We start from the raw sequence: 26,129 nt of genomic DNA, 5'->3' as shown, positions 1-26,129 counted from the left end.
TGCATGCTATTTAATCTGTGCCCTTAAGGCCTATTGGGTCACGCTGGCGAGGGCCGCCGCGGCCACCTTGTCGGCCGCATCGGCTAACGCTAAAGCGCGGGCGTTCTTGGCCTTGGCCAAACACGCTTCACGGCTAAGCCCCTGTAGGTAATCGGCCAGCCATTTAGCGCTAAATTCGGTTTGTTGCTGGCAGATCGCTGCGCGGCCTGCCACTAAATATTGGGCGTTCTGAGTCTGATGATCGTCCACCGCGTGCGGGAACGGCACCAAAATACTGCCCACGCCGGCCGCAGCCAGCTCCGCCACGGTCAAAGCCCCCGCGCGGCACAAAACCATATCCGCTTGGGCATAGGCGCCCACCATGTCGTCAATAAATTCTGAGCTCTGTACGTCTAAGCCTAGGGTTTGATAATGAGCCTGTACCGCAGCTGCCTTATCTTTACCGGTTTGATGCTGCACGATGGGGCGATCCGCTTCAGGCAACAGCGCCAAGGCTTCGGGCAGCGTGTCGTTAAACACTTTGGCACCGAGGCTGCCGCCCACGACCAATAGCTTTAGCCTACCTGATCGACCCTCAAACCGTGCTGCGGGTTCAGCCAAGGCGGCAATTTCTTCCCGCACAGGATTACCCACTAGGCCGTCGGCTTGATCAAACACGCCAGGAAACGCGTACAAAACGCGATCGGCAAACTTAGCCAATAGTTTATTAGACAAGCCCGCAATGGCGTTTTGCTCATGCACCAATACCGGCTTACCTAAGGTTTTAGCCGCCACGCCGCCAGGGAACGACACAAAGCCACCAAAGCCAATAACGGCATCCACGCCGTGCTTTTTGATGATTTGTCGCGTCATCGAGATGGCTTTCAACACCATCAATGGCATGGCCAATTTGCGCTTCAAGCCATTGCCGCGTAGGCCCTGCATCGGAATCACTTCCAAGGCGATGTCGGGATTCACCTGCGGCACCAAGCGGGTTTCCATCTTGCCCTCAGAGCCAAGCCAAACAATTTTATGCCCCTGCTTTTGCAAGGCCTTAGCCACGGCTAAGGCCGGGAAAATATGGCCACCGGTGCCGCCTGCCATCATCATAAACGTTTTTGTGGTCATACTTTATAGCCTCGCATCAGTCGTCTGCATTCCCAATCAATTCGCAGCAGTAAGGCCATACACACCAGCATCACAATCACCGCCGAACCACCGTAAGAAATCAGCGGCAGGGTCAAGCCCTTAGTCGGCAACAGGCCGATGTTCACGCCAATATTAAAGAAACTTTGAATCCCCAACCACACGCCAATACCTTTGGCCACAAAGCCGGAGAAGTACTGCTCTAAATCGCGCGCGCGTTTGCCGATGCTGAACGCCCGCAGCACAATCCATACGTAGGTGCCCATCAAGGCCAATACGCCCATAAAGCCGAACTCTTCCGCAATCACCGCCAAGATAAAGTCGGTGTGCGCTTCGGGCAGGTAAAACAATTTATCCATACTCGCGCCGAGACCAACGCCAAACCATTCGCCGCGCCCAAATGCAATCAAGGCCTGCGACAGCTGGTAGCCTGCGCCATAAGGGTCGGCCCAAGGGTCTAGAAAAGACACCACCCGCGCCATCCGATACGGCTCAAATAAAATCAGCAGCACAATCATGCTGGCGCCGATGGCCACCACCGCCAAAAACCACATAAACGGCAGGCCGCCTAAGAATAAGAGCGCCACCGACACCACGGCCACGATCACAAACGAGCCCATATCGGGCTCAAGCAGCAATAAGAACAGGCCTAGGCCAACCGGAATGCCGGCAAACCATACTTTTTTAAAGTTGGTGAGAATGTCGACCCGCCGCGTCATGAAGCTGGACAGATACAAAATCACCGCCAGTTTAAACGGCTCCGACGGCTGAATATTAAACGGTCCGACGTGAATCCAGCGTTTGGCGCCATTAATCTCGCGCCCCACCCCCAACACCAGCACCAGCAGCAAGAAGCTGAAGGCCAAGATATAGGGCATAAACTTGGCCCAGGTGCGCATCGGTATTTTAAACGCCATAAAGCCACAGCTGCCGCCAATGGTGACAAACATAATCTGGCGCACAAAATAGTGCCACTGCGTACCCGTTTCACCACCGTCTTTGGCGGCATAGGCGATCGACGCCGAATACACCATGATGAGGCTAAAGCCTACCATTAAAGCGATGACCCACAACAAAGATTGGTCAAGGGTTTGACCATTGTTGAGGAGTTTACGGTCTAATAAACCGCCGGCTAATCGCTTCATAGTGCGTGAAAGGCCTCAATAAAAACTTGGGCACGATGGCCATAGTTGTCAAACATATCCCAGCTAGCACAGGCTGGGCTCAATAACACAATGTCGCCTGCCTGGGCTAAGGCAAAAGCCTTTTGCGTGGCTTCTGGCAAGGTGTCGCAATGAATCAGCGGCACGCTTAAGTGGGCACAAGCCGCCGCAATCAGCGGCGCATCGCGGCCAATCAATAAAACGGCCTTGGCCTTTTGCGCCACCACGTCGGCTAGCACCGAAAAGTCCTGCCCCTTGCCATCACCGCCCGCAATCAACAACACTGGCGCCACAAAGCCCGCTAAAGCCGCGCAAGTTGCGCCCACGTTGGTGCCTTTAGAGTCATCAATGAACACCACGCCATTCTTTTCACCTACCTTCTCAACTCGGTGAGCCAGGCCGCGAAAATCAGGCAAGGCCTGCAATAGTTGGGCCTGGTCTAAACCAATGGCCTCGCACAAGGCCAGCGCCACCAAAACGTTGGCAGCGTTGTGCAAGCCTTGCAGCGGCAGCTGTAGGGCGCTGACCAAGGCTTGATCCTCATGCATCAGCGGTAGGCTAGGCTGGCTAACGTCAATCCAATAATCACTTGGACCCTGTAAAGAAAACCACTTAGTCGGCTCACCTTTAGCCGCCATGGCACGGCAAAGCGCGTCATCGGCATTCAACACCTGGCACTTGGCGCCCAGCAAAATTCTGGCCTTGCTGTGGGCATAGTCTAATAAGTTGTCGTAGCGATCCAAATGATCTTCAGAAATATTCAGCACGCACACGGCGTCGGCGTTCAAACGCGTCACTGTGTCTAGCTGAAAGCTCGACAGTTCCACCACCCACACCGCCACTGGTTCGTCCACTTGAGCACGCCATGCGTCTAACACCGGCAGACCAATATTGCCCGCTACTGCCGTAGCCACGCCCAAGCGTTCACATAAAAAACCCGTCAGCGCCGTCACCGTGCTCTTACCGTTAGAACCCGTAATGGCGATGACTTTGGCGTCGGTTTTTTGCACCAGCGCCGACCAAATCGCCACGTCGCCTACTACCAAGCCCCCTTGGGCCTGAAAGGCCACAATCTCAGGGCTGCGCGAGGCCACCCCCGGGCTCAGCGCCAAACAATCAAAATCATGAGCCGCCAATACGGCGCTTAATTCACCCGTAAACCAGGCGTCCGTACCGTAGGCCTCAGTTAAGGCCTGCACGCGCTCGTCGCTCAATTGCGCATCAAACCCCGCAACAGTCGCACCAGCTTCTTTTAAATAGGTCAGCAAGGATCGGCCTGTCTGGCCTAAACCCAACACCAACACCCGTTGATTCTGAAAGTTCATGTCGCTCTTCTATCGAATTTTTAAGGTAGCCAAACCAATCAACACCAAAATCATGGTGATGATCCAGAACCGAACCACCACTTGGGTTTCTTTCCAACCGGCTTCTTCAAAGTGATGGTGCAACGGCGCCATCAAGAAAATACGCTTGCGGCGCATCTTATATGAGCCCACCTGCAGCATCACCGATACGGCTTCCACCACAAATAAACCGCCCATGATGAACAGCACAATTTCTTGGCGCACGATCACCGCCACCGTGCCTAAGGCTGCGCCCAAGGCCAAAGCCCCAACGTCGCCCATAAACACCTGTGCCGGATAGGCATTCCACCACAAGAAGCCCAGACAAGCGCCACAAATGGCGGCGCAAAAAATCACCACTTCGTTGGCGCCGGGAATGTGCGGCAGCTGTAGGTAATGCGCAAATTCAGAGTGGCCGCTGGCGTAGGCAAAAATCGCCAGGCCAGCCGACACCAACACCACCGGCAAGGCCGCTAGGCCGTCTAGGCCGTCGGTTAGGTTCACCGCATTAGAGGTGCCCACGATCACCAAATAGGTCAGCACTAAAAAGCCTACGGCGCCCATGGGGTACACGATGCTTTTAAAGAACGGCACGATGAATTCGGTTGATGCAGGCAGATTAGCAGAATAGAACAAATACAGGCCAGCGCCCAAAGCGATGCTGGATTGCCACACTAATTTAAAACGAGCCGACACGCCGTTCGGGTCTTTATAAACCACTTTACGCCAGTCATCGTAAAAGCCCAGAGCGCCTACGCCTAAAGTCACCAACAGCAGCAACCAAATGTAGCCATTGGTTAAATTAGCCCACAGCAAAGTGCTGACGGCAATGGCGGTTAAAATCAGGGAGCCGCCCATGGTCGGCGTGCCCACTTTCACCAAGTGGGTTTGCGGGCCATCTTGACGAATGGCTTGGCCTACTTTTAACTGAGTAAGCTTTCTAATGGTCCAAGGGCCTAAAAATAGGCTGAAAATCAAGGCAGTAAGGGCAGCAGCCACCGCTCTAAACGTGGTATAGCTCACCACCCCAACACCGCTGACCCAACCATCAAAAAACTGGGCAATCCAAATTAACATGACGTTCCTTAACGTTACTGGTTATCCACAAGGGCTTTCACCACTCGTTCCATCTTCATAAATCGTGACCCCTTCACCAACACCGTGGCATCGGCAGGAGTCGTCTGTTGCACGGCCTCGATCAAGGCGGCCACATCGTCAAAGTGCTCAGCACCTAGACCAAAGGCATTCACGGCGGCTTGGCTCAAAGGGCCTAAAGCGTATAGGCGCTCAATGCCCACTTCTTTGGCAAACAGGCCCACTTCAACGTGTAATGCTTCGGCGCCGTCACCCAACTCACCCATGTCGCCCATCACAAACACACGAGGTGCCTCAAACTGAGCCAAAACCTGCAACGCCGCCTTCATAGAATCAGGATTGGCATTGTAAGTGTCATCAAGTACGCAGGCGCCGCTGGGGGCAGATTTTACTTGTAATCGGCCAGAAATGTTACTGAATTGTGTCAATCCTTGTGCAATATTTTGCAAGGACCAGCCTAAGGCCAAGCCGAGGCTGGCAGCCGCCACCGCATTGTAGACATTGTGGGCACCAGCCGTAGGCAACTCAATCACGTAACGCCCTTCGGCACACACCAATTCAAAGCGGCTAGACAGTGGGGAAAGCGCCACATTGTCGGCATGCACATCGCCTTGATTGAGCCCAAAGGTCTGGGTCCGCATGCCCTTAGTGGCCTCAATAAAGGTGGCCACATTGGCGTCTTCACACGGAATCAGCGCCAAACCATCGGCCTTAAGGCCGGCATAAATTTCACTCTTGGCGCGCGCAATGTCGCCCACGCCATCGAAGCCACAGCCCACGTGGGCACGCAGCGCATTGTTCACCAAAGCCACATCAGGGCGCGCCAAATGGGTTAAGTAGGTTAACTCGCCAAAATGGTTCATGCCCATTTCGATCACTGCAACCTTATGTGCCGCCGTCAGCTGCAACAGCGTCAACGGCAGGCCGATGTCGTTGTTGAGATTGCCTTGCGTGGCCAAGACCGCTGCTGAACCCAATTCGGCGCGTGCTATGCTGGCCACCATTTCTTTAACCGTGGTTTTACCGCTAGAGCCAGTAATGCCGATGATTTTAATATCCAAACGATCGCGCCAAGCTTTAGCTAATTGGCCCAAGGCAGCCAAAGGGTCAGGCACGCGAATCAGGCGTGGATCGGTCGATTGAAAGTCTTCGCGCACAATCGCCAAGCTGGCGCCTTTATTTAAGGCATCCAAAACAAAATCATGGGCGTCAAAGCGCTCGCCTTTAAGCGCCACGAACACATCGCCCTCGCCCACGGTTTGGCTATTGGTCGACACCTGGCGTACCTTTTGGTTGGCCTGGTCTAACGGGGTCGCAAACGTTTGGTAAACAAAGTTCAGGTCTAGAATCATGATGTTTATTTTTGCTCCAGTGCGTTTAAAGCCACTTCAAAGTCGGAAAAATGATGTTTCTGCCCGCCTACGTCTTGATAGGTCTCATGGCCCTTACCCGCGATCAGCACAATGTCGTTGGGCCGAGCTAAAGTGATGGTTTGCTCAATGGCACGGGCGCGATCCACTTCAACCAAGGCAGGATGAGGAACAGCCGGCAAAATATCGTCAATAATGCTTTGTGGGTCTTCCAAGCGAGGATTATCACTGGTCACCACCGCACGGTCGGCAAACTGCTGGGCAACGGCGCCCATTAACGGACGCTTGCCCTTATCGCGATTGCCGCCACAGCCAAACACACACCACAGCTCACTGTCGTGCGCCTTCACTTCATGCAGCGTGGTCAAAGCCTTTTCTAAGGCATCTGGCGTGTGGGCATAGTCCACCACGACCAAAGGCTTATTCGGCAGTTTGACGCAGTCCATGCGCCCGGTGGCTGGCTTAATCTTAGCCAACACCGCCAGCACCTGAGCCAAGTCATGTCCCTGGGCGCATAAAACGCCCACGCAAGCGGCTAAGTTCTGTGCATTAAACCGACCCAATAAAGCCGTGTTTAGTTCGCCATTTCCCCAAGGGGTTTCAAAACCAATGCGCATGCCATCCAAAGATGGCTCAAAAGAGGCAATCTTAACAATGGCTTCGTCTAAAAAGCCGTAGGTCACGACTTCGGCTTTATTTTGAGCCTCTTGCCCCAACGTCGCTGCTAATTGGGCACCATAATCATCATCCACATTGATCACGGCGTGCTGTAAACCCTGCCAATAAAATAAGCGGCTTTTCATGGCGCCATAGCTGGCCATGTCGCCGTGGTAGTCCAAATGGTCGCGGGTCAGATTGGTGAATACGGCCGTCTTAAACGCCACCCCATTAACACGTCCCTGCGCCAAACCGTGGCTAGACACTTCCATAGCCAAGGCCTGAGCCCCTGCCGCCACAACGTCGCGAATCACCGCCTGAATCGACACTGGGTCGGGCGTGGTGTGGGTGGCTTCGACCAGCTCGCCCCAAAAACCATTGCCCACCGTTCCCATCACGGCACAGCGTTGGCCCAGCAAATCCAAGGCCTGCGCCAGCCATTGGCTGATTGAGGTTTTCCCATTGGTGCCGGTAATGCCGATGCAGTTTAGTTTTTGTGAAGGATTGTCCATCAAATAAGCGGCCACCCGACCAGCCTGTTCGGCCAGCTGGGAAACCGCTAGATTAGGTACTTGCCAGGCGTCTTGCCAGACAAAGCCATCGGCATCATCCCAAAGCACAAAAGCCGCACCCTGTTTTAAGGCTGCGGCAATATAATCTCGTCCGTCAACGCTGCCCCCTGGGCAGGCCAAAAATAGGTCGCCAGGGGTCACCTTGCGGCTGTCCATCACAGGGCGAGCATTGTTTAGCTTATAGGGCGACAACACCGTTAAATCTAATGATTTTAAGGGGGTAAGTTGGCTAATCATGTGTGCTCTTTATTAGTTAGTGTTTGTTACAAAGACTCCTTGGTCGTCGCTTTGGTTGGCGCCACCCCTAGAATTCTTAAGCTGTTACTTAAAATTTCCTTGAAGGGAGGGCCTGCCACCACACCGCCGTAGTAGCCATTATCGGACGGCTCGTCGATCAGCACCGCCACAATGACTCTAGGATTTTGAGCGGGTGCAAAACCAATAAACATCCCCGTGTGCTTGGTGGCAGAATAGCGACCATCCACCAGCTTACGGGCCGTGCCTGATTTAGCCGCCACGTCAAATCCATCAATCGAACCACGCGTACCGGTACCGCCTTTTTCCGTAACCGAAATCATCATCTCACGAATCGCTGCAGCGGTTTCGGGCTTGATGACTTGCGTGCCTGCGGGGGCTTTATCCTGTTTAATGAAGGTCGCTGGCAACAGCTTACCGTCGTTGGTAAAGATGGTATAGGCCTGAGCCAACTGCAATAAGTTCACCTGAATGCCGTAGCCAAACGACATGGTGGCTTGCTCAAACGGCCGCCAGCCTTGCCAATGGCGCACCATACCAGGGCTTTCGCCGGGGAAGGTAGAGCCCGTCTTGCTGCCAAAGCCTACCGATTTATAAAACTGATACATCTGCTCAGGGGTGAACATCGCCGACATTTTGCTCGAGCCCACGTTAGACGATTTTTGCAGCACGCCCCGTACGGTCAAGCTTGGGTAATCGTGGGTGTCGCGCACGCGGTTCGGCCCAATATTGTAAGGCAGGGTATTCATCAAGGTATTGGGCGTCACTTTGCCCTCATCCAAGGCAAAGGCCACCGGGAACGGCTTCATGGTTGAACCTGGTTCAATCATGTCGGTCACGGCACGGTTACGACGCATGTCGGCATTCGACAGCCCAGGCTGGCTTGGGTCAAATGTCGGTGCATTCACCAAGGCCAACACTTCGCCCGTTTGCGCATCCAGTACCACGGCGCTGCCGGACTTCGCCTTATGTTTGTCGACCGCTTTATTCAGCTCATCATAGGCCAAAAGCTGGATTTGTTGATCCAAAGACAACACCATGTCCTGACCGTTAACCGGCTGCTTATTATTTGGCGAATCGATGTTGTCCACGATGTTGCCGCGGTTGTCGCGCAGCACCATACGGGCGCCATCAGTACCGGTCAGCAGCTTGTCGCGCGCCAGCTCTAAGCCTTCTTGGCCGTGGCCATCGATGCCGGCAAAGCCAATGACGTGGGCAAACAGATCACCCGTAGGGTAAAAACGCTTGGATTCAGGTTGAAATGCAATACCTTTAATCCCCAACGCTTTAATTTGATCGGCCGCTTCCATAGACATCTGGCGTTTTAAATACACGAAGCCACGGTCTTTACGGCCCAGCTTTTCTGACAGTTCAGCCACCGACAGGCCCAATAAACTAGCCAGCTGGCTCATTTCGGCGCTGGTTGGCTCGGGCATGCTCGAAGGCGTGGCAAAAATTGATTTGGTGGGGGCACTCAAGGCAATGGGGCGACCGCTGCGGTCGTAGATGGCCCCACGTACCGCCATCATAGGAATGGTGCGCACAAAGCGCTGATTGCCTTGCTTTAATAGAAAGTCTTGCTTAGACGTTTGTAAGTACACGCCGCGCCCAATGAGGGCGGTAAAGCCGACAGCCAGCAAAAACAAAACGAGCAGCATCCGCCCATTGCCAGAAGAGGGCTTCTTGGCTGGAGTGGCGGTCACCATCTGCGGCTTGTATTCGTTTTTAATCAACATGATTGGCTACTCTTGTCTTAGGTCAATCTCTTTAACATCTTGAATGGGCGGCACATGCAGCCCTTGTTGCTGCGCCAGCACCTGCACATTGGCGTGGCTGGCCAGCTTCGCTTGCTCTAACTGCATGCTGGCAAACTGCTCGTCTAATAGCTGGGCGGTTTTTTGGGCCCGCTCAATCTCACTGGTATAGCTGCGCGACTTATCCTGCACCGTCACCACCGCCACGCCCGAAGCAATCACCAACACAAACAAAAACACGTTCAGCTTATTCATCAAACGTACCCTGAGTTCGTTCTGCCACCCGCAGTACGGCAGAGCGTGAGCGCGGATTACCGGCCACTTCAGCCTTACTTGGCTTTTGCGCCTTACCGATTAAGGTTAGGGGCGGCTGCGGCAAATCAGCCTCTTTCACCATCGCCCATTTAGGCAAGGGCGCATGGGTGGCGTGTTTTTTCATAAACTGCTTCACCATGCGGTCTTCCAACGAGTGGAAGCTAATCACCGCCAAGCGACCGTTTACGGCTAAGTGCTGTACGGCCTGAGGCAGCATCGCCGCCACCTCGTCTAATTCGCGGTTAATAAAAATTCTTATCGCTTGAAACGTGCGCGTCGCTGGATCTTGTTTGTAGTCACGAGTGTGGACGACTTGTGCCACCAGCTTGGCAAGCTCACCCGTTGTTGTGATGGGGCTCTCTTCACGCCGCGCAACAATGGCTGCTGCAACCTGGCGATTAAACCGCTCTTCACCATATGTTTTCACTACCTCTCTAATGTCTTCTTCTGGCGCCTCAGCCAACCACTGAGCGGCTGTGATGCCTCGGGTCGTGTCCATGCGCATGTCTAAAGGCGCATCAAAGCGAAAGCTAAAGCCACGGCTGCCATCGTCAATCTGCGGCGAGGAAATGCCTAAATCAAACAGCGCGCCGTCAATGTACTCAATGCCTAGGTCCGCTAACGCCGTCGACAAAGTGGCAAACCCCTGATGCACCACCAGTACGCGCGGATCTTCCGCCGCCAACGCCTCTGCCACCGCAATCGCCTGAGGGTCTTTATCAAACACCACCAAACGACCTTTAGGGCCTAAACTCTTTAAAATGAGGCGACTGTGCCCTCCCCTACCGAAGGTGCCATCAATATAGGTGCCTTCCGGCTGGATGTTTAAGCCAGCGACTGCCTCATGCAGCAATACGGTTACGTGTTGGAATTGACTCACAACGAAAAATCTCCCAAATTCTGAGCCAACTCTTCACGACTAACTGACAATGCTGCTGTGGTTTGCTCGTCCCAACGACTCACGTCCCACAGCTCAAATCGATTACCCATTCCGACTAAAGCCACTTCTTTTGTTAAGGACACCCGCTCTCGTAAGCGATTTGGTAATAGAATACGTCCGGCGCTGTCCATGTCTTGGTTTTCGGCGTGACCCAAAACCAAGCGTTGATAAGCCTTTAAAACCGGATTACCGGTAGGCAACTTCAACAGCTTGGCCTCTACCTCACGCCAATTGTCTTCTGGATAGATCAACAGGTGATCATCCGCCTCTAACGTCACCACCAGACTTTGTGAGTACAAGCGCAACAAGACTTCCCGGTGCTTGGCAGGAATCGCCAAACGACCTTTGCCGTCTAGATTGAGTACGCTCACACCACCAAACATGGTCATCCTTTATGTGGTCAAGTCAAAAGGCTGGGTGGATCTGAGTGAATTATGGCTATTTTACCCCACAATCCCCCACTTTTCCCCACTTACCTGCACTATATTAAATAAATCAAGTAGCGTCAACCTAATAGGCATAAAATTCACTTACCACACAATCACTTAAATAGATTTACGCTCAGCAACTACCTGTTTTGGGTTTCGTTTCTTCAACCCAAAACTTAAAAAATCACAATATATTGTGACAAGCAATAAAAAAACCCCTTTATTTAGGGGTTACTTTCAAATTAACGGGTTTAAGCGAAATAAACGTCCCACATCAGCAACAAATGGTCAGAAAATAAGTGGGCGGCTATAATAGGCCATCAAAAACGACGCAGTGAAGACAACTCAGCATGGACCAGCACGCCCAACTCCCCGTTCCCAGCCCTGAAGCGGCCGCCGCCAGCCAAGCATTAGTGGCCTATATTAAAGAGCGCCTCGCCCAACAGGAGGGCTGGCTGTCTTTCGCTCAATACATGGATTTAGCGCTGTACGCCCCCCAATACGGCTATTACACGGGCGGCAGCGCCAAAATAGGCGCCGCCGGCGATTTCATCACCGCACCGACGCTGTCACCGCTCTTTGGCCAAGCCGTGGCGCAAGAGCTGGCTCTGCTGCTGCCCCAAACCGCTGGCCACATTTATGAGTTCGGCGCTGGCACGGGCGATTTGGCCGTCAGCATCCTCACCCAGCTGGCCAAAGACCAAATTGACGTTGTTGCCTATTATATTATTGAAGTATCACCCGAGCTGGCCCAGCGCCAGCAGCAGCTGATTCAAGCCCAATGCCCTGAGATGGCTGCCAAAGTACAGCATTTAAGCGCTTTACCCGAGACCTTCGACGGCGTCCTCATCGGCAACGAAGTGCTCGACGCCATGGCCTGTGAGCTGATTCAATGGCAGGCCGACGCCATCGTGCAGCAAGGCGTAGTCTGGCACGAAGACGGCTTTAAAATGGCCAGCCGACCCATCCCCGCAGACAGCCCTTTATTCGCCGCCGCCAGCGCCATCAACCCACCGCTGCCCGCCCGCCCTTATACCAGCGAACTCCATCTGGCCCAACAGGCTTTTATCCACACCCTCGGCCAGCGGCTACAGCGCGGCGGCATCATCATGATCGACTATGGCTTCGATGAGGCCCAGTACTACCATCCAGAGCGCAGCATGGGCACCTTAATCGGCCACTATCGCCACCACACCATTCACGACCCATTCTTTAACCCTGGCCTGACCGACCTCACCTGCCACGTCAACTTCACCGCCATGGCTCAAGCCGGCGTCGACGTCGGACTGGACCTGATCGGCTACACCACTCAGGCGAACTGGCTCATAAACTTAGGCATCACCAATCTACTCCAACAGGTCGGCCCAACCGACAGTCTGGCCTATATTCAAGCCACTGCCGCCTGCCAAAAATTACTCGCCACCCATGAAATGGGCGAATTATTTAAAGTCATCGCTTTTGGTAAGAACATAGATTTCAATTGGTTAGGATTCACCCACGGCGATTACTGCCATAAACTGTAAAAAGGGTGTTGACAGCTATTTTAAAGCCCTGTATATTTCGCATCCTACTTAAGGCGAATTAGCTCAGTTGGTTAGAGCGATGGAATCATAATCCACAGGTCCGGGGTTCGAGTCCCTGATTCGCCACCAAATTTAGAAAAACCCACTTTCTGCTGAAAGTGGGTTTTTTGTTGGCCTCATCATCCGCACAAAAAAACCGTCGGCACTGCCAACGGTTTTTAAATCACTTTAAACAACCTTCCTACCACACATGCTTCACACCTAGCTGCAAGCCGGTTTGGCGCAGGCGTTCATTCAAGCGCCCGAAACCTTGATCGCGGCGACCGAGGTGATCATAGGGCTCATCCCTACTACCCCAAAGGACAGCGCCTGCGCCAGTACTGAATACATCATTTTCTGCTAAACATTTGTTTTATTCAGAACCAGCCCTTATGCATACCATTCATTCATGCTGCCTAGCGATGAACGGCAACGACTATGTAAAAATCAGCACAATTTCATACGATTTTAACTTATCACATTATAATAAATGACTCTGCATCCACATCAACTGATGTGCCTCTTCTCTGACACCAAGCCACCCTAGTTGACCCACACCCTGACCCCAAAGCGATACCCGCCCGACCTTGAGTAGAATTCTAGGCGCTTTATCGTTCAGTAACCGTTTGTTAGATTAGCACAACAGGTATGTGAACCATCCATACTAGACCGCCCTCTTCTTTCCTTGATGAGCATGCCCACTGACCACGCTTCTTTATTAAGATTAAGCAGATTTAACGATATACCACACACAAAACCGCCCACTTTCTTACAAAAGCGGGCCGTTCATTTTCTCAAAAAATACTCAATACCGCTGAAGCGGCCTATTCATGCGAGACAGCAAACACATCAAACCTGAGGCAGGCAGATATCTATATCAGCCATCATCATTTAATCCAGCTTCGGACCAAATCATTTATATTCTTGATTATTCAGTAATCGGGCATGACACAATAATGCCCTCACATTAATTCAGATTTCCACACAATCGTCCCCACAATGACAAACTCACCATTTTTTAAAACTAGGGGCGGAATCAAACCATTAAGATCTGCTGACACAAACGTCGTTTCTCTTGCATGAAAAGCAGTAATCAGCTTAATTAAGAGCTGGCCCTTCACACACAAACAGACAAAATCCCCATTAATTGGCTGCTGGTTATCCGTATCAATCAACACTAAACTACCACGCTTAAATTGCTTTTCCATTGATGAATCAGAAATAAAATAACCTATTAGTCGATCAGTTTGGAGGCCTCTGACAAAACTTTCAAATGGAAACCAAATTTTACTCATAACGTTCTTATTCACGTAACATCGCTCACCAGACGAATAGAGCGCATTTTCATTTTCAAGTATCGATAGCATCATGCTACTACTGCTTGCTTCATCATAGGCAGCGCGGGCCGTGAACTGAGATGCGCTGTTTTGTCCCTCATTTTGCGCATCAAAAAAATGAGCTAATGGCACACCAATGCCCAATGCGATTCTATTTAACGTCTCTGGCCTTGGTACTACACGACCATTTTCATATCGTGACAATAAGGTCGTGGCGATGCCTGTCTTATGAGCTAAATCACGTTGCGACAAACCTGCATTCGTCCTCGCCATCTTCAAGAAATACGATAAATTCATTTTTTAACCTTATAAAACCAAGAGGCTGAACCCAGCCTCTTGGTCTAATTTAAATTAACTCAATAGATCTTTTGTTCAAGCTAAGGCATTTTCGTCACCCCTTTGACATCAATCGTCACTCGACGGTCCGCTTGCAAACAAGATTTCAGCGCTGCATCTCCTTTCGCATCAAAGCAGCCTGACGTCTTAGGAAGACTTTTACCTGCGCTATGAATGCTGATAGGTACTTCAACCCCATTTTGCTGCAACACTTGGCGCACTGTACTGGCCCTTGCCAAACCCAATCGTTGATTGTATGCCTCGCTACCCAATCGATCAGTATGGCCCGTTAACGCAATACTGCTAATCGACACATAGTTTTGGTTCAGTTTATTAGCCAAATCAGCCAAAATAGCTTGACCCTGAGGCAGTAACTCATCAGCCTGGGCCCCATCAAACCGAAAAAGAGCATCAGCTGATAATTCGATCATGGTACTTTGCGGCTGCCCCACAGGCTCATCCAATAAAGCAGCACAGGCTGGTTCACGCCAGAAAAAACTTTGTGCTAATTTATCTTGATCAAACAATACTTTGTACTGACAGGTAGCCACTTCACCGTTAGGCAGTGAGAAATGGAATAGGTAATCCCACTCCACCACGCCAATCAGGCCTTCATTAAAATGTGGGCGACCCAAAAGATTGTACAACTGATCTTTGGTCATGCCTGGGCGCACCAGCTTCAATGCGTTCACCACTGGGAAACTACCGGTTTTAAAACTCACACTTTCGGCGTCCGGCCAAACCACCTCATCGGTAGTGCCGTTCGATTTAACGTGACTCACGCTGGTACAGGCGCTCAACAACATCGCAGCAACCGTGGTCAAACCCAGCAGGGTTTTATTCATTTTCTTCATGTTTATTCCTTTGATCATTTCTGTCTGAGTAATGGGTTTACCACTGGTAGCCAACGCCGGCTGAAGCACCGTACTGACTACGTGCGTTACCAGACATATTGGCTTTAACTACCCAATTACCGTTATCAGAAATGGTGGACACACCAATTGCATAACCAGTTTCGCCGCGCCAAGTACTACCAGCAATCGCCATCATGCTCTTACCTGGTAGGTAGGCCTGTGGTAAACCTGCTGCGGCCATGGCTGCGGCCACGCCGGCACGACTATCTTTATCAATCTTATTGATCTTCTGGTCCATACGGCCCATATTATTGTGAATGTCCCCAATCTGGTTATTCACTTCAATAAACTGATTGTCGATTTTCGTCACAGCGCCTTTCAACTGGCTCACGTTCACAGCATCGTTGTCTTTCACGCCAGCTGCCACGTTACCTACGGTGACTTCAGTGCCTTTTTCACCCAACGTCACCTTAGACTTGTCTACTTTACCGTCTGCGGTTTTGTCGTAATGAACGGCGCTGTTGTCAATGGCTTTCATGGCATCGTTGATGGTGGTTTGCTTACCACCAGCCATGTCAAACTCAACGCTGTGCTTGATCTCGCCATCACGAGTTTGCGTCACCTTGGTTTGGCCACCGATGATGTTTTTGGTGTTTTCAGCAATGGCAACGGCAACATCATAAACCTGGCCACCGGTGATTACGTCCTTACTATTAGGCGCGATACTGCCCTTACCGGAGGTGCCCACGGTCACGGTATTGTTACTGCCATCTACCGTTACGCTGATGTTGTCTTTACCTTCCATGGTCACCGTATTACCGCCTGGTTTACCTGGTTGGCTGCCCCCATTACCTGAGCCCGTGCCGCCAGTACCATTACCGTCAGTTCCTGGTGACACTTCAATTTCACCCGTGCCGCCATTAGGAGCCTTGCCATCGACATACCATTTAATCTTACCGATTTCTTCATTCAGCTGATCAACGTTGACAGCATCGCTACCCGCAACACCCTTAGCGATGTTGTGAATCACATTGTTGCCAAAATCAATACGATTACCGCCACTGATGCTTATGCCACCGCCCAAGATATTGAGGCCACCCGCGACATCGACCTTATTAAAGGCCACGTTATCAGCGGTTGAGAACGTCAAATCATTACCGTTACGGGTAATTTCAATATTGTTCCCATCAATAAACTGTACCGTGTCGCCAGGTGCCACTTTAGAAGCTGCGTCACCATTGGCTTGTAGCTGCCAGCCTTTATTGGCGATCTCGGTGACGTTACCCAATTGGTCCATATTGACGGCGTCTTTACCATCTTTACCATCAGCTACGCCGGTAATGCGGCCATCATTATTAATGGTGATGTCGCCAAACTTAGGCGCATCGGCCATTTGGATGTTGATGGAGCCATCGGCATTGGCCACTGTTTTAAGGTTGCCGCCGCTGAACGTACCCTCAGTCGTCGCTTCGCCTTTAATGGTGGTCACTTCACCCAATTGACGGTTAAACTCACCTGTGTTACCAGCAAAGTTCAGGCCTTTATTCAGCTCTTCACCCACATCTAGATCTTTACCTGGCTGACCGCTCTCACCTGGTTTACCATCTTTAATGATGATTTTATCTGAGGTGATTTCTTTGGTTACGATGGTTTCAATACCGATTAGATCTTTAGCTAAATCAAAGCTTAGGTTATGGCCGTTTTTGCTCACCACGATGTTGCCATCGGCGTTAGCGAAATCAACGGTTTCACCTGGCTTCACATTGCTGCCGCCACCACCTTGAGCAGTCACATTCCAGCCTTTGTTAGCGATTTCAGTCACTTTACCCAACTGGTCCATATTGACGGCGTCTTTACCATCTTTACCATCAGCTACGCCGGTAATGCGGCCATCGTTATTGATGGTGATGTCGCCAAACTTAGGTGCATCGGCCATTTGGATGTTGATGGAGCCATCGGCATTGGCCACTGTTTTAAGGTTGCCGCCGCTGAACGTACCCTCAGTCGTTGCACCACCTTTAATGGTGGTTACTTCACCTAGCTGACGGTTGAACTCACCCGTGTTGCCAGCAAAGTTCAGGCCTTTGTTCAGCTCTTCACCCACATCTAGATCTTTACCTGGCTGACCGTTTTCACCTGGTTTACCATCTTTAATGATGATTTTGTCTGAAGTGATTTCTTTGGTCACGATGGTTTCAATACCGGTCAGGTCTTTAGCCAAATCAAAGCTTAAGTTATGGCCGTTTTTGCTCACCACGATGTTGTTATCAGCGTTAGCAAAGTCAACGGTTTCACCTGGCTGCACATTGCTGCTATTGCCACTTTGAGCAGTGACGTTCCAACCTTTATTGGCCACTTCTTTGACTTCGGTAAGCTGGCTCACGTTGACGGCGTCTTTACCGTCCACACCATCTTTGACGCCGGTAATGCGGCCATCGTTATTGATGGTGATGTCACCAAACTTAGGTGCGTCAGCCATTTGGATGTTGATAGAGCCATCGGCATTGGCCACTGTTTTAAGGTTGCCACCGCTGAACGTCCCCTCAGTCGTTGCACCACCTTTAATGGTGGTTACTTCACCCAATTGACGGTTAAACTCACCTGTATTGCCAGCAAAGTTCAGGCCTTTGTTCAGCTCTTCACCCACATCTAGATCTTTACCTGGCTGACCGTTCTCACCTGGTTTACCATCTTTAATGATGATTTTGTCTGAAGTGATTTCTTTGGTTACGATGGTCTCAATACCGGTTAAGTCTTTAGCCAAATCAAAGCTTAAGTTATGGCCGTTTTTACTCACCACGATGTTGTTATCAGCGTTAGCAAAGTCAACGGTTTCACCTGGCTTCACATTGCTGCTATTGCCGCTTTGAGCAGTCACATTCCAGCCTTTGTTAGCGATTTCAGTCACTTTACCCAACTGGTCCATATTGACGGCATCTTTACCATCTTTACCATCAGCTACGCCGGTAATGCGGCCATCATTATTGATGGTGATGTCGCCAAACTTAGGTGCATCGGCCATTTGGATGTTGATCGAACCGTCTGGCTTGGCCACTGTTTTAAGGTTGCCGCCGCTGAACGTCCCCTCAGTCGTTGCACCACCTTTAATGGTGGTTACTTCACCTAGCTGACGGTTGAACTCACCCGTGTTGCCAGCAAAGTTCAGGCCTTTGTTCAGCTCTTCACCCACATCTAGATCTTTACCTGGCTGACCGTTTTCACCTGGTTTACCATCTTTAATGATGATTTTGTCTGAAGTGATTTCTTTGGTCACGATGGTTTCAATACCGGTCAGGTCTTTAGCCAAGTCAAAACTTAGATTATGACCGTTTTTGCTCACCACGATGTTGTTATCAGCGTTAGCAAAGTCAACGGTTTCACCTGGCTGCACATTGCTGCTATTGCCGCTTTGAGCAGTGACGTTCCAACCTTTATTGGCCACTTCTTTGACTTCGGTAAGCTGGCTCACGTTGACGGCGTCTTTACCGTCTACACCATCTTTGACGCCGGTAATGCGGCCATCGTTATTGATGGTGATGTCGCCAAACTTAGGTGCGTCAGCCATTTGGATGTTGATAGAGCCATCGGCATTGGCCACTGTTTTAAGGTTGCTGCCGCTGAACGTCCCTTCAGTCGTTGCACCACCTTTAATGGTGGTTACTTCACCCAACTGGCGGTTAAACTCACCCGTGTTGCCAGCAAAGTTCAGGCCTTTATTCAGCTCTTCACCCACATCCAGATCTTTACCTGGCTGACCGTTCTCACCTGGTTTGCCATCTTTAATGATGATTTTGTCTGAAGTGATTTCTTTGGTCACGATGGTTTCAATACCGGTCAGGTCTTTAGCCAAGTCAAAGCTTAGGTTATGGCCGTTTTTACTCACCACGATGTTGTTATCAGCGTTAGCAAAGTCAACGGTTTCACCTGGCTGCACATTGCTGCTATTGCCGCTTTGAGCTGTGACGTTCCAACCTTTATTGGCCACTTCTTTTACTTCGGTAAGCTGGCTCACGTTGACGGCGTCTTTACCGTCTACACCATCTTTGACGCCGGTAATGCGGCCATCGTTATTGATGGTGATGTCGCCAAACTTAGGTGCGTCAGCCATTTGGATGTTGATAGAGCCATCGGCATTGGCCACTGTTTTAAGGTTGCCGCCGCTGAACGTACCTTCAGTCGTTGCTTCACCTTTAATGGTGGTCACTTCACCCAATTGGCGGTTGAATTCACCCGTGTTGCCAGCAAAGTTCAGGCCTTTATTCAGCTCTTCACCCACATCCAGATCTTTACCTGGCTGACCGTTCTCACCTGGTTTACCATCTTTAATGATGATTTTATTAGAGGTGATTTCCTTCGTTTCAATGGTCTCGATGCCAGTCAAATTAGCCGCTAAATCAAAGCTTAAGTTATGACCGTTTTTGCTCACCACGATGTTGTTATCAGCGTTAGCAAAGTCAACGGTTTCACCTGGCTGCACATTGCTGCTATTGCCGCTTTGAGCAGTCACGTTCCAACCTTTATTGGCCACTTCTTTTACTTCGGTAAGCTGGCTCACGTTGACGGCGTCTTTACCGTCTACGCCATCTTTCACACCGGTAATGCGGCCATCGTTATTGATGGTGATGTCGCCAAACTTAGGTGCATCGGCCATTTGGATGTTGATCGAACCGTCTGGCTTGGCCACTGTTTTAAGGTTGCCACCGCTGAACGTACCTTCAGTCGTTGCTTCACCTTTAATGGTGGTCACTTCACCCAATTGACGGTTGAACTCACCCGTGTTGCCAGCAAAGTTTAGGCCTTTGTTCAGCTCTTCACCCACGTCTAGATCTTTGCCTGGCTGACCGTTCTCACCTGGTTTGCCATCTTTAATGATGATTTTATTAGAGGTGATTTCCTTAGTTTCAATGGTCTCGATGCCAGTCAAATTAGCCGCTAAATCAAAGCTTAAGTTATGACCGTTTTTGCTCACCACGATGTTGTTATCAGCGTTGGCAAAGTCAACGGTTTCACCTGGCTGCACATTGCTACTATTGCCGCTTTGAGCAGTGACGTTCCAACCTTTATTGGCCACTTCTTTTACTTCGGTAAGCTGGCTCACGTTGACGGCGTCTTTACCGTCTACGCCATCTTTGACGCCGGTAATGCGGCCATCGTTGTTGATGGTGATGTCACCAAACTTAGGTGCGTCAGCCATTTGGATGTTGATAGAGCCATCGGCATTGGCCACTGTTTTAAGGTTGCCGCCGCTGAACGTACCTTCAGTCGTTGCTTCACCTTTAATGGTGGTCACTTCACCCAATTGACGGTTAAACTCACCCGTGTTACCGGCAAAGTTCAGACCTTTGTTCAGCTCTTCACCCACATCCAGATCTTTACCTGGCTGACCATTCTCACCTGGTTTACCATCTTTAATGATGATTTTGTCTGAAGTGATTTCTTTGGTTACGATGGTCTCAATACCGGTTAAGTCTTTAGCCAAGTCAAAGCTTAGGTTATGACCGTTTTTGCTCACCACGATGTTGTTATCAGCGTTGGCAAAGTCAACGGTTTCACCTGGCTGCACATTGCTGCTATTGCCGCTTTGAGCAGTCACGTTCCAACCTTTATTGGCCACTTCTTTTACTTCGGTAAGCTGGCTCACGTTGACGGCGTCTTTACCGTCTACGCCATCTTTGACGCCGGTAATGCGGCCATCGTTGTTGATGGTGATGTCACCAAACTTAGGTGCGTCAGCCATTTGGATGTTGATAGAGCCATCGGCATTGGCCACTGTTTTAAGGTTGCCGCCGCTGAACGTACCTTCAGTCGTTGCTTCACCTTTAATGGTGGTCACCTCACCTAACTGACGGTTGAACTCACCCGTGTTACCAGCAAAGTTCAGGCCTTTGTTCAGCTCTTCACCCACGTCTAGATCTTTGCCTGGCTGACCGTTCTCACCTGGTTTACCATCTTTAATGATGATTTTGTCTGAAGTGATTTCTTTGGTTACGATGGTCTCAATACCGGTTAAGTCTTTAGCCAAATCAAAGCTTAAGTTATGGCCGTTTTTACTCACCACGATGTTGTTATCAGCGTTAGCAAAGTCAACGGTTTCACCTGGCTTCACATTGCTGCTATTGCCGCTTTGAGCAGTCACGTTCCAACCTTTATTGGCCACTTCTTTTACTTCGGTAAGCTGGCTCACGTTGACGGCGTCTTTACCGTCTACGCCATCTTTGACGCCGGTAATGCGGCCATCGTTGTTGATGGTGATGTCACCAAACTTAGGTGCGTCAGCCATTTGGATGTTGATAGAGCCATCGGCATTGGCCACTGTTTTAAGGTTGCCGCCGCTGAACGTACCTTCAGTCGTTGCTTCACCTTTAATGGTGGTCACCTCACCTAACTGACGGTTGAACTCACCCGTGTTACCAGCAAAGTTCAGGCCTTTGTTCAGCTCTTCACCCACGTCTAGATCTTTGCCTGGCTGACCGTTCTCACCTGGTTTACCATCTTTAATGATGATTTTGTCTGAAGTGATTTCTTTGGTTACGATGGTCTCAATACCGGTTAAGTCTTTAGCCAAATCAAAGCTTAAGTTATGGCCGTTTTTACTCACCACGATGTTGTTATCAGCGTTAGCAAAGTCAACGGTTTCACCTGGCTTCACATTGCTGCTATTGCCGCTTTGAGCTGTGACGTTCCAACCTTTATTGGCCACTTCTTTTACTTCGGCAAGCTGGCTCACGTTGACGGCGTCTTTACCGTCTACGCCATCTTTCACACCGGTAATGCGGCCATCGTTGTTGATGGTGATGTCACCAAACTTAGGTGCATCGGCCATTTGGATGTTGATCGAACCATCTGGCTTAGCCACTGTTTTAAGGTTGCCGCCGCTGAAGGTGCCCTCAGTAGTTGCTTCACCTTTAATGGCTAATTCGGTTCCTAAATCACGATGAACCACACCACCGTTATTTGCACTAAAATTCAACCCTTTTGCAGTTAAATGATTAGTAACTTGATTGATATTATTGGTTAATTGTTTCACGTTAACGGCATCACCATCGGCAACACCTTCAACTAAATTAATGATTTTAGTATTATTAAGGTTAATACCTTTTTTATTAACGACTGGCCCACCATTATTAATCGTTATTTCATCAGCAGTGATTTTTTTATCTAAATTTAATTGGATATTATTATTGGTTTTACTGACGACAATATTGCCATCGGTATTAGAAAAGTCGACCGTCCCGCCAGGCGCTACATTCGTGGAGCCAGTACCTTGGGTGGTCACATTCCAGCCTTTAGAGGCAATATTATGAACCGCCTTCAACTGACTAACGTTGACCGCATCCGTATCCTTGGCACCAGCAGAAACATGTTGAATACGGCGTTCATTTCCTGTAGAACCGACCGACACAATAGACTTTGGCGCCGCTGTATTGGTTAAATAACCTTGCTCATTAGACACTGAGGTTGCCGAATTCTGGCCTAAGGCAATACTGCCTACCTCATTAACTTTGGCACCCCGTCCCAAAGCCACACCACCCTCGGTTAAAGCGGTAGCCCCTTGACCAATAGCAACGGCTTCTGCTGCACCTGCATTCGACCCCGTCCCGATAGCCACAGCTTTAGCACCACTCGACTTAGAAAATGCGCCAATAGCCAATGCGTCACGTTGTGTAGCATTAGCCCCGCCACCAAAAGCAATCGAATCCTCTCCTTTGGCTAAAGTTTGAGAATTGACTTGATAACCTGCTCCGCGAGACACCCCATCACCTGGGGCATTTTTCGAATCAGCAGCACCAATCGCGATAGCACGATACCCTTCAGCCGTTGCTGAATGGCCCATCGCAATACTGCTTTCACTTTTAGCATAGGCAACATTACCAATGGCTGTCGAAAAATCATTTTCTGCAACTGACTGACGTCCTAATGCAAAAGACGTATTACCCTTCGCTTGCGCCAAAGAACCCAAAGCAATCGCGGAATTATTTAGCGATTCAGCACCAAGACCTATCGCAATTCCCACATTTGTAGCCTGGGCATTGTCACCAAAAGCAATTGAGGCATTAAGCGCTTTCGCACGATAGCCAATCGCGGTACTAGCCGCATTGACCATTAAATATTCTTGTCCTACTTGTGGATTGCCCGGGTTATGCCGATTAACCAATTGAATATTTGTTGCATTATTGCTGTTTGCATTATTATTGGCTTCGGCTTCACACCCGATGGCGATCGCATGATTACCAATAGCCTGAGCCTGATTTTGCTTACCATTACAGGCAGAGATGGCCGTACCATTACTCCCCCCAGTCGCTTGTCCACCACCCACACCCTGCTGTGCATAAGCCGAGCCCGCCAAACCAGTCAGAGCGGAAAGCGTAATAAGCGCTGTTTTATTGGCGACAGAAGATTTACTTTTGGTTTTACTCTTTGACAGTTCAGAAGCCACCACCCACGATTTTAAAACCTGACTCCAAATAATTTTAAATACCTTATTCATAATGCCCCACCTTCACCAAAGATGAGTGATTCCGTACAGATTTTTTCAATTTACTCACAATCCAAACCTCATAAATTCATCATTAATAAAGACATCATAGTATGATATTTGGCTTGATTAATTTACGGAAAAATAATGAAAAAACGTAATTTAAATAAAGATTTAATTATTCCTTATTTTCCATATAAATATTTTTATTCATATTTACATGGCGTAAACAGAGCGTCTATATTTACAAAGACTTACCCAAACTTACTAAATCTTAACAAAAATGTTGGGTGCCCAATAATTGATCACATTTAAACTAAAATATTAAAAATAAGCATTTAAGCTAACAAATAAAAACAAGCGGGTGAGGACGTAAGCATGAAGAATGTATTGATGAAACATAATGAAAAAAAAAGACCAGAAATTCTACTTCACACAACAAATGGAAAACATGACAGCATAGCAATTACAGATGGTATTCGAATCGAACGCACCATAATCAATAAGGCCGGAGAATATCAACAACCGATGCTTAGGCAAAAACTCTATGATGATCATAATATTTATTTTCATTTCATTATCGATGCCGATATTCATGTATTCAATACCGAAGGCCAGCGCATCGGCCACTTAATTACGGATAAGGTCTACCAGGTTGTTGGGACCAATAGCAAACTCACGGAGGAAAACCAAAAAACGCGTGAAAAAAAACTAACGTTTGTCATCGCCATGCGCCTATTAGACAAATGGCAGCAGGACTATGAAATTCCAGAATGGCTAGATTACAAACAATCCGGCAAGGACTTTATTCGGCAGATCTCCTTAGGACGTTACCATAAAAGAATTATGTTATTAGTCCAACAATTACTCTTCATGGACATTAAAACCCTTTCTGACACACTGTCCTTCAAAAGTAGCGCCCTATCCATTTGTTCCAGCATCTTTCAGCTGTACAGCATCTCTAAGAATAATAACTTTATCGACGACGTATTATGTATTTTACATAAAGATCCGCTCACAAAATGGCATTTACCGACACTAGCCAAACAGGTTGGCACTAATGAATGCTATTTAAAACAAGAATTCAAAACAAAAACCGGCATTTCTATTGGTCGCTATATTAAAAATCTGAGAATGCAAGAAGCACTAGAATTAATCATTAATCATCAACTCTCAACTAAAGAGGCCGCATATAAAATTGGCTACGCTGATGTTGGTTATTTTTCTCGTATTTTTAAACAACAATACGGTTATACGCCCAGCGATCTTGTTTTAAAATAATCGGCAAGCCCTAGAATTCGCCGCCACTCACCCCCTTAAGTTTAGGGCCAGAACCATCTGCGCCCTAAGCTCAACCACACTGTTCTATGCATTTCTTATGGGTATCTCCAACCATTAACAGGCAGATGAGCCTAAAGCGCTAGAAGCTTATCGCTAAACTGTTCCCCCTCCTCACCATGAATGAATCAAACTTACTAAGCTGCGAGTGATACCTCTTGCGCATACTGTCTTCAAATAACAACCTATACACATCTACAGAGTAACGACAACGTAAACCCCACAAAAAACAGTCTCTACACTTTTTCTTGAGCACAATTCAAAATTCAGGTATTTTAGGCGCCAAACTCTATAATATAATTCATACACACTAAATCTAACCCAGTTTACCTACCCAAGAGGATGTCCCTTTGAACGCTAAAGCTCTATTACTGTCTCTTTGCCTGGCCTTTTCTGCGCCAGCTTTCGCTAACGACGCCGACCTAGCCAGCCAAATCAGCGCCGCTAAAGCGGGCGACACAGAAGCCATGATCAATTTGGCTGATCTATATTTCAACGGCAGTTACGAAGTCGAACAAGACTATGGCAAAGCCCTACAATACTATGAGCAAGCCGCCAAAGCAGGCAGCGCCAGCGCTCAATATTATTTAGGCTTAATGTATGAAAATGGCGATGGCGTGGCGCAAAGCTATCGCAAAGCCATGTTCTACTATTTACAAGCAGCCAAACAAGGCGATGTAGACGCTACCTTTACCGTGGCCACGTTTTACGATGACGGCGTAGAGGGCGTGAAGCAAAACTTCGCCAAGGCCAATGAGTATTATCAGCTAGGCATAAAACTAGAAGACCCTCGCGCCTTCAATAATATGGGCTTTAACTACGAAAATGGTCGCGGCCTACCGAAAGATTTAGACAAGGCCCGAAGCTTTTACGAACAAGCGGCCAATATGGGCAGCGCTGATGGCCTATTCAATATGGGCATCATCTACGACACCGGCCTAGGCGTCACCCCCAACGAGAAAAAGGCATTCCAGTACTATCTTAAAGCGGCGGCTGAAGGCCACCCTGGCGCTCAATACAATCTGGGCGTGATGTACGACAACGGTGAAGGCGGCGTGAAGAAAAACGCTAAGAAAGCCCGCGCATATTATGAACAAGCGGCCGATCAAGGCTATGAAGATGCCATTACGGCCTTAGAAAATCTAAGCTAAACAACAGATGACCGTCATGAAAAAACCAGCCTAGGCTGGTTTTTTTTAAAATAACATT

At 49.4% G+C, this 26,129-nt stretch carries 16 protein-coding genes and 1 tRNA gene; 4 read left to right on the top strand and 13 right to left on the bottom strand.

What is annotated here, in order from left to right; all coding sequences use genetic code 11:
- Nucleotides 1-30: 30 nt before the first annotated feature.
- Genes murG through mraZ form a run of 10 tightly spaced genes read right to left on the bottom strand, consistent with a single transcriptional unit; the run spans nucleotide 31 to nucleotide 10,972 of the window.
- The gene (gene murG, locus AB8Q18_00345; protein XDZ51538.1) at nucleotides 31-1,107 is read right to left on the bottom strand and encodes an undecaprenyldiphospho-muramoylpentapeptide beta-N-acetylglucosaminyltransferase; all 1,077 of its coding nucleotides are present in this window, start codon (nucleotides 1,105-1,107) and stop codon (nucleotides 31-33) included.
- A complete protein-coding gene (gene ftsW / locus AB8Q18_00340; GenBank protein ID XDZ51537.1) occupies nucleotides 1,104-2,270 on the bottom strand; it encodes a putative lipid II flippase FtsW in 1,167 nt (388 codons plus the stop codon). Before ftsW ends, murG begins: the two co-directional genes overlap by 4 nt.
- A complete protein-coding gene (murD, locus tag AB8Q18_00335) occupies nucleotides 2,267-3,613 on the bottom strand; it encodes a UDP-N-acetylmuramoyl-L-alanine--D-glutamate ligase (GenBank protein XDZ51536.1) in 1,347 nt (448 codons plus the stop codon). Before murD ends, ftsW begins: the two co-directional genes overlap by 4 nt.
- Nucleotides 3,614-3,622: 9 nt before the next feature.
- On the bottom strand, nucleotides 3,623-4,708 hold the full coding sequence (gene mraY / locus AB8Q18_00330) for a phospho-N-acetylmuramoyl-pentapeptide-transferase (GenBank protein ID XDZ51535.1): 1,086 nt from the start codon (nucleotides 4,706-4,708) through the stop codon (nucleotides 3,623-3,625).
- Between the two features lie 14 nt (nucleotides 4,709-4,722).
- Nucleotides 4,723-6,081 carry a UDP-N-acetylmuramoyl-tripeptide--D-alanyl-D-alanine ligase gene (gene murF / locus AB8Q18_00325; GenBank protein ID XDZ52950.1) on the bottom strand — a complete coding sequence of 453 codons (1,359 nt, stop codon included), beginning with the start codon at nucleotides 6,079-6,081 and terminating at the stop codon, nucleotides 4,723-4,725.
- Nucleotides 6,082-6,083: 2 nt separating this feature from the next.
- Entirely contained in the window at nucleotides 6,084-7,562 is a 1,479-nt protein-coding gene (locus tag AB8Q18_00320; GenBank protein ID XDZ51534.1) for a UDP-N-acetylmuramoyl-L-alanyl-D-glutamate--2,6-diaminopimelate ligase, read from the bottom strand.
- Nucleotides 7,563-7,588: 26 nt separating this feature from the next.
- A complete protein-coding gene (locus AB8Q18_00315; GenBank protein ID XDZ51533.1) occupies nucleotides 7,589-9,316 on the bottom strand; it encodes a peptidoglycan D,D-transpeptidase FtsI family protein in 1,728 nt (575 codons plus the stop codon).
- Nucleotides 9,317-9,322: 6 nt separating this feature from the next.
- Nucleotides 9,323-9,589 (bottom strand): cell division protein FtsL, encoded by a 267-nt coding sequence (gene ftsL, locus AB8Q18_00310; protein ID XDZ51532.1) that lies wholly within the window; start codon nucleotides 9,587-9,589, stop codon nucleotides 9,323-9,325.
- Nucleotides 9,582-10,529 (bottom strand): 16S rRNA (cytosine(1402)-N(4))-methyltransferase RsmH, encoded by a 948-nt coding sequence (gene rsmH / locus AB8Q18_00305; GenBank protein ID XDZ51531.1) that lies wholly within the window; start codon nucleotides 10,527-10,529, stop codon nucleotides 9,582-9,584. The genes ftsL and rsmH overlap by 8 nt, the downstream gene beginning before the upstream one ends.
- Nucleotides 10,526-10,972 (bottom strand): division/cell wall cluster transcriptional repressor MraZ, encoded by a 447-nt coding sequence (gene mraZ / locus AB8Q18_00300; protein ID XDZ51530.1) that lies wholly within the window; start codon nucleotides 10,970-10,972, stop codon nucleotides 10,526-10,528. The genes rsmH and mraZ overlap by 4 nt, the downstream gene beginning before the upstream one ends.
- A gap of 395 nt (nucleotides 10,973-11,367) precedes the next feature.
- Between mraZ and AB8Q18_00295 the strand changes: the two genes are divergently transcribed.
- Nucleotides 11,368-12,540, top strand: coding sequence for a class I SAM-dependent methyltransferase (locus AB8Q18_00295; GenBank protein XDZ51529.1), 1,173 nt, complete (start codon nucleotides 11,368-11,370; stop codon nucleotides 12,538-12,540).
- 52 nt (nucleotides 12,541-12,592) lie between these two features.
- Nucleotides 12,593-12,669, top strand: a tRNA-Met gene (locus AB8Q18_00290).
- Between the two features lie 872 nt (nucleotides 12,670-13,541).
- Here AB8Q18_00290 and AB8Q18_00285 read toward each other — a convergent pair.
- From AB8Q18_00285 to AB8Q18_00275, 3 genes are all read right to left on the bottom strand, one after another.
- The gene (locus AB8Q18_00285; GenBank protein XDZ51528.1) at nucleotides 13,542-14,213 is read right to left on the bottom strand and encodes an XRE family transcriptional regulator; all 672 of its coding nucleotides are present in this window, start codon (nucleotides 14,211-14,213) and stop codon (nucleotides 13,542-13,544) included.
- Between the two features lie 80 nt (nucleotides 14,214-14,293).
- Nucleotides 14,294-15,106, bottom strand: coding sequence for an outer membrane protein assembly factor BamE (gene bamE, locus AB8Q18_00280; GenBank protein ID XDZ51527.1), 813 nt, complete (start codon nucleotides 15,104-15,106; stop codon nucleotides 14,294-14,296).
- Between the two features lie 37 nt (nucleotides 15,107-15,143).
- Complete coding sequence (locus tag AB8Q18_00275) at nucleotides 15,144-23,594, bottom strand: YadA-like family protein (protein ID XDZ51526.1); 8,451 nt, start codon at nucleotides 23,592-23,594, stop codon at nucleotides 15,144-15,146.
- A gap of 366 nt (nucleotides 23,595-23,960) precedes the next feature.
- On the opposite strand from AB8Q18_00275, the gene AB8Q18_00270 reads away from it, so the two are divergent.
- Both AB8Q18_00270 and AB8Q18_00265 read left to right on the top strand, forming a co-directional pair.
- A complete protein-coding gene (locus AB8Q18_00270) occupies nucleotides 23,961-24,863 on the top strand; it encodes a helix-turn-helix transcriptional regulator (protein ID XDZ51525.1) in 903 nt (300 codons plus the stop codon).
- Nucleotides 24,864-25,270: 407 nt separating this feature from the next.
- On the top strand, nucleotides 25,271-26,071 hold the full coding sequence (locus tag AB8Q18_00265; GenBank protein XDZ51524.1) for a tetratricopeptide repeat protein: 801 nt from the start codon (nucleotides 25,271-25,273) through the stop codon (nucleotides 26,069-26,071).
- Nucleotides 26,072-26,129: the final 58 nt, after the last annotated feature.

It is taken from the genome of Neisseriaceae bacterium CLB008 (genome assembly GCA_041228285.1).
In the GTDB taxonomy this organism is placed as follows: Bacteria; Pseudomonadota; Gammaproteobacteria; order Burkholderiales; family Neisseriaceae; genus JAGNPU01.
The sequence above is the reverse complement of the archived record's forward strand: the minus strand, read 5'-3'. Positions and strand labels throughout refer to the sequence as shown.

What these genes read in the sequence shown, in the direction of transcription:
- murG (XDZ51538.1), bottom strand. Translation starts at nt 1,107, where the DNA reads ATGACCACAAAAACGTTTATGATGATGGCAGGCGGCACCGGTGGCCAT.
- ftsW (XDZ51537.1), bottom strand. Translation starts at nt 2,270, where the DNA reads ATGAAGCGATTAGCCGGCGGTTTATTAGACCGTAAACTCCTCAACAAT.
- murD (XDZ51536.1), bottom strand. Translation starts at nt 3,613, where the DNA reads ATGAACTTTCAGAATCAACGGGTGTTGGTGTTGGGTTTAGGCCAGACA.
- mraY (XDZ51535.1), bottom strand. Translation starts at nt 4,708, where the DNA reads ATGTTAATTTGGATTGCCCAGTTTTTTGATGGTTGGGTCAGCGGTGTT.
- AB8Q18_00320 (XDZ51534.1), bottom strand. Translation starts at nt 7,562, where the DNA reads ATGATTAGCCAACTTACCCCCTTAAAATCATTAGATTTAACGGTGTTG.
- AB8Q18_00315 (XDZ51533.1), bottom strand. Translation starts at nt 9,316, where the DNA reads ATGTTGATTAAAAACGAATACAAGCCGCAGATGGTGACCGCCACTCCA.
- ftsL (XDZ51532.1), bottom strand. Translation starts at nt 9,589, where the DNA reads ATGAATAAGCTGAACGTGTTTTTGTTTGTGTTGGTGATTGCTTCGGGC.
- mraZ (XDZ51530.1), bottom strand. Translation starts at nt 10,972, where the DNA reads ATGTTTGGTGGTGTGAGCGTACTCAATCTAGACGGCAAAGGTCGTTTG.
- AB8Q18_00295 (XDZ51529.1), top strand. Translation starts at nt 11,368, where the DNA reads ATGGACCAGCACGCCCAACTCCCCGTTCCCAGCCCTGAAGCGGCCGCC.
- AB8Q18_00285 (XDZ51528.1), bottom strand. Translation starts at nt 14,213, where the DNA reads ATGAATTTATCGTATTTCTTGAAGATGGCGAGGACGAATGCAGGTTTG.
- bamE (XDZ51527.1), bottom strand. Translation starts at nt 15,106, where the DNA reads ATGAAGAAAATGAATAAAACCCTGCTGGGTTTGACCACGGTTGCTGCG.
- AB8Q18_00275 (XDZ51526.1), bottom strand. Translation starts at nt 23,594, where the DNA reads ATGAATAAGGTATTTAAAATTATTTGGAGTCAGGTTTTAAAATCGTGG.
- AB8Q18_00270 (XDZ51525.1), top strand. Translation starts at nt 23,961, where the DNA reads ATGAAGAATGTATTGATGAAACATAATGAAAAAAAAAGACCAGAAATT.